This is a genomic window from Cellulomonas massiliensis JC225, from assembly GCF_000312005.1.
Classification (GTDB): Bacteria; Actinomycetota; Actinomycetes; order Actinomycetales; family Cellulomonadaceae; genus Cellulomonas; species Cellulomonas massiliensis.
In genome coordinates this window covers 2160606-2164473 of sequence record NZ_HE978588.1, presented here as the reverse complement: position 1 = coordinate 2164473, position 3868 = coordinate 2160606, and the positions used below count along the sequence as shown (strand labels likewise).

Sequence of the window (3868 nt, the reverse complement as noted above, 5' to 3'; positions counted from 1 at the left end):
CCTCGTCGTCACGGGCGGCCCCGCGGTGCGCGCGCTCACGGCCGCCGTCGCGGGCGGGCTCGCGCTCGACCTGGGCGGACGGACCGATCTCGCGGGCCTCGCCGCGGTCCTCGCGGGGGCGCAGGTCGTCGTCGTCGGGAACACGGGGCCGGCACACCTCGCGGCGGCGGTCGGCACCCCCGTCGTGTCGCTGTTCTCGCCCGTGGTCCCGGCCGCGCGGTGGCGCCCCTGGCGGGTGCCGCACGTCGTGCTCGGCGACCAGGGCGCGCCGTGCGCGGGCACGGGCGCGCGCGCCTGCCCGGTCCCCGGCCACCCGTGCCTCGCGTCCGTGCCGGCCGAGGCCGTCGTGGCGGCGGTCGACGCGCTGCGGGCGGCGCAGGCGGTGGTCGCGTGAAGGTCCTGCTCTGGCACGTCCACGGCTCCTGGACGAACGCGTTCGTCCGGGGCGAGCACAGCTACGTCCTGCCCGTCCTGCCGGACCGCGGGCCCGACGGCGTGGGGCGCGCGCGGACGTGGGACTGGCCCGCGAGCGTCGAGGAGCACGCCCCGGACGCCCTCCCGGAGGTCGACGTCGTCGTGCTGCAGCGCCCGCACGAGATCGAGCTCGTCGAGCGCTGGACCGGCCGGCGCGCGGGGGTCGACCTGCCGGCCGTCTACCTGGAGCACAACACGCCGCCCGCCCTCGACGGTCGCGCGCGCCACGTGCTCGCGGACCGCGACGACGTGCCCGTCGTGCACGTCACGGCGTTCAACGCGCTCGTGTGGGACTGCGGGCGCGCGCCCACCCGGGTCGTGGAGCACGGCGTGCCGGACCCCGGGCACCTGTACCGCGGCGAGCGCGCCGAGCTCGCGGCGGTCGTCAACGAGCCGGTGCGCCGCGGACGCGCGGTCGGCACCGACCTGCTCGTGGACCTGGCGGGCCGCGTGCCGCTGCGCGTGTACGGCATGGGCACGGACGCGCTCGAGCCGCTCGCGCCCGGCCTGCGCGGCCGCACGGCGGACCTGGACCAGGCGTCGCTGCACGCCGCGATGGCGGGCTCCCGCGCGTACCTGCACCCCTTCCGCTGGACGAGCCTCGGCCTGTCGCTGGTCGAGGCGATGACGCTCGGCATGCCGGTCCTCGCGCTCGCGACCACCGCCGCGCCCGAGGCGGTCCCGGGCTGGGCCGGCCTGGTGACGTGCGACGTCGACGCGCTCGTCGCGCGCGCCCGCCGCTGGCTCGACGACCCCGACGAGGCCCGCGCCGTCGGCGAGGCGGCGCGCGCCCACGCCCTGCACCGGTTCGGCCTGGACCGGTTCCTGTCCGACTGGCAGCAGCTGCTGGAGGAGGTGACGCGATGAGGATCGCGATGGTGTCGGAGCACGCGAGCCCCTTGGCGGTGCTCGGCGGGGTCGACGCGGGAGGCCAGAACGTGCACGTCGCGTCCCTCGCGCGCGCCCTCGCGGAGGCCGGCCACGACGTCGACGTCTACACGCGCCGGGACGACCCCGGCCTCGCGCCCGAGGTGGAGCTGTGCCCCGGCGTGCGCGTCCGTCACCTCGACGCCGGGCCGCCCGCCGCCGTCCCCAAGGACGACCTGCTGCCCTGGGTGCCGGCGATGGCGCAGGAGCTGGTGCGGTGGTGGTCCGCGGGTGCCCCGCCCGAGGTCGTCCACGCGCACTTCTGGATGTCGGGACTCGCGGCGCTGCGCGCGGCGTCCGAGGTCCCCGTGCCCGTCGTCGAGACCTTCCACGCCCTCGGCTCCGTCAAGCGCCGGTTCCAGGGCGCGCAGGACACGAGCCCGCCCGGGCGCGTCGAGGCCGAGGCGATGATCGGGCGGCACGCGGACGCCGTCGTGGCCACGTGCTCGGACGAGGTCGTGGAGCTGGCCCGTCTCGGCGTGCCCGTCTCCCGGGTGCACGTGGTGCCGTGCGGGGTCGACGTCGACGCGTTCGTCCCGCGCTCGGTCCCCCGCCTGCCGGGGGCGCCGCGCCTGCTGAGCATCGGCCGGCTGGTCGAGCGCAAGGGCGTGGACACCGTCCTGCAGGCGCTCGTGGAGCTGCCGGAGGCGCGGCTGTGGGTCGCCGGCGGCCCGCCGCGCGAGGAGCTCGCCGCCGACCCCGAGGCCCGGCGGCTCGGGGCGCTCGCGCGCGAGCTGGGGGTGGCCGACCGGGTGCGGATGCTCGGGCGGGTCGCGCACGAGGACGTGCCCGCTCTGCTGCACCAGGTCGACCTCGTCGTCGCGACCCCCTGGTACGAGCCGTTCGGCATCGTCCCCCTCGAGGCGGCGGCGTGCGGCGTGCCCGTCGTCGGCTCGGCCGTCGGGGGGCTGCTCGACAGCGTGCGGGACGGCCGCACGGGGGTGCTGGTGCCGCCCCGGGACCCGTCCGCCGTCGCCGCCGCGGTCCGGGCGCTGCTGGCCGAGCCCGCGCGCCGGGAGCGCCTCGGCCGGACCGCGCGGCGGCTCGCCGTCGCGCAGTACGCCTGGCGCCGGGTCGCGGAGGGCACCGCCGACGTCTACGCGACGCTGCTGCACGGCGCCGCGTCCGCGGAGGTGGCGGGATGAGCGCCCGGGCCGCGCGGACGGCCACCGACCGCTGGATCGCCGAGCACCGCGGCGAGCTGGCCATCGCCCTGGCCGGTCTCGAGCGGGACGCACCGGTCCTCGAGCGCTGGGGCGCCCTCGTCGCCGGTCACCTGGCCGGAGGCGGCCGCCTGCTCGCCGCGGGCAACGGCGGCAGCGCCGCGGAGGCGCAGCACCTGACGGCCGAGCTCGTCGGGCGGTTCGTCGCGGACCGCCGGCCGCTGTCCGCGATCGCCCTGTGCGCCGAGTCCGCGAGCGTCACGGCGATCCTCAACGACTACGGGCCGGACGAGGTGTTCGCCCGGCAGGTCGAGGCGCACGGGCGCCGCGACGACGTGCTCGTGCTGCTCTCGACGTCCGGGTCGAGCCCGAACGTGCTGCGTGCCGCCGAGACGGGCCGCCGGCTCGGGCTGGCGGTCCTCGCGCTCACCGGCCGGTTCCCGAACCCCCTCGCGGCGCTCGCGACGTCGGCCGTCTGCGTGCGCGCCAGCACGACCGCTGCCGTCCAGGCCGTGCACCTGGTGGCGGTCCACGCCCTGTGCGCCGCGGTCGACGCCCACCTGCCCGCACCGGTGCCCCTCTCCCGGGTCCGAGCGGCGGGGGTGCCCGCATGAGCCGGCTCCGCCTCGTCGTCGTCGGGGACGTGCTGCTCGACCGGGACGTGCGCGGCACCTCCGACCGTCTGTGCCCCGACGCGCCGGCGCCCGTCGTGGACGTGGTGGACCGGACCCAGAGCCCGGGCGGCGCGGGGCTCGCGGCGCTGCTGTGCGCCGACGCCGCGGCGGTCACCGTCGTCGCGCCGTTCGCCGACGACGCGGACGGCCGCGCGCTGCGGCACGCGCTCGCGGCCCGCACGGACGTGCTCGCGCTGGGGCACGAGGGGCCGACGCGCACCAAGACGCGCGTGCGTGTGGGCGACAGCTCCGTCGTGCGGGTCGACGACGGCGGCCCGGGTGCGCCCACCTGGGTGGACCTCGCGGGCGTCCGGCGGGTGCTGGCGGCCGCGGACGCGGTGCTCGTCTCGGACTACGGCGCCGGGACCACCCGGCACGACGCCCTGCGGGCGCTGCTGGTGGAGGCGGCGGCCCGGCTCCCCGTCGTGTGGGACCCGCACCCGCGCGGCGGTGACCCCGTGCCGGGGTGCCGGCTCGTGACGCCGAACCTCGCGGAGGCGCTGCGGTCCGCGCCGGACGGGCCGCCCGACGTCGTCGCGACCGGGCTGTGCGCGGCGTGGGACGCCGACGCGGTCGCCGTCACCCTCGGCGCGCGCGGCGCGAGCGTCGGCCGCCGGGACGGCGCGCCCC

General features: G+C 79.0%; 5 protein-coding genes. All 5 read left to right on the top strand.

The features are described 5' to 3' along the window. Window positions 1-394 (top strand): glycosyltransferase family 9 protein (locus tag HGCM_RS10320; protein WP_040399060.1); only part of this gene is annotated, 394 nt, incomplete at its 5' end. Then, window positions 391-1341, top strand: coding sequence for a glycosyltransferase (locus tag HGCM_RS10315; protein WP_019136761.1), 951 nt, complete (start codon window positions 391-393; stop codon window positions 1339-1341). The genes HGCM_RS10320 and HGCM_RS10315, both read left to right, overlap by 4 nt. Then, a complete protein-coding gene (locus tag HGCM_RS10310) occupies window positions 1338-2546 on the top strand; it encodes a glycosyltransferase (protein ID WP_040399058.1) in 1209 nt (402 codons plus the stop codon). The genes HGCM_RS10315 and HGCM_RS10310 overlap by 4 nt, the downstream gene beginning before the upstream one ends. Continuing rightward, window positions 2543-3178: a D-sedoheptulose-7-phosphate isomerase gene (locus tag HGCM_RS10305; RefSeq protein ID WP_019136759.1), complete on the top strand. Its 636-nt coding sequence runs from the start codon at window positions 2543-2545 to the stop codon at window positions 3176-3178. Before HGCM_RS10310 ends, HGCM_RS10305 begins: the two co-directional genes overlap by 4 nt. Continuing rightward, a partial coding sequence (locus tag HGCM_RS19905) for a PfkB family carbohydrate kinase (protein ID WP_019136758.1) occupies window positions 3175-3868 on the top strand: 694 nt, incomplete at its 3' end. The genes HGCM_RS10305 and HGCM_RS19905, both read left to right, overlap by 4 nt.

Excerpts from the sequence above, each read along its gene's own strand:
- HGCM_RS10310 (WP_040399058.1), top strand. The coding sequence starts at position 1,338 with ATGAGGATCGCGATGGTGTCGGAGCACGCGAGCCCCTTGGCGGTGCTC.
- HGCM_RS10305 (WP_019136759.1), top strand. The coding sequence starts at position 2,543 with ATGAGCGCCCGGGCCGCGCGGACGGCCACCGACCGCTGGATCGCCGAG.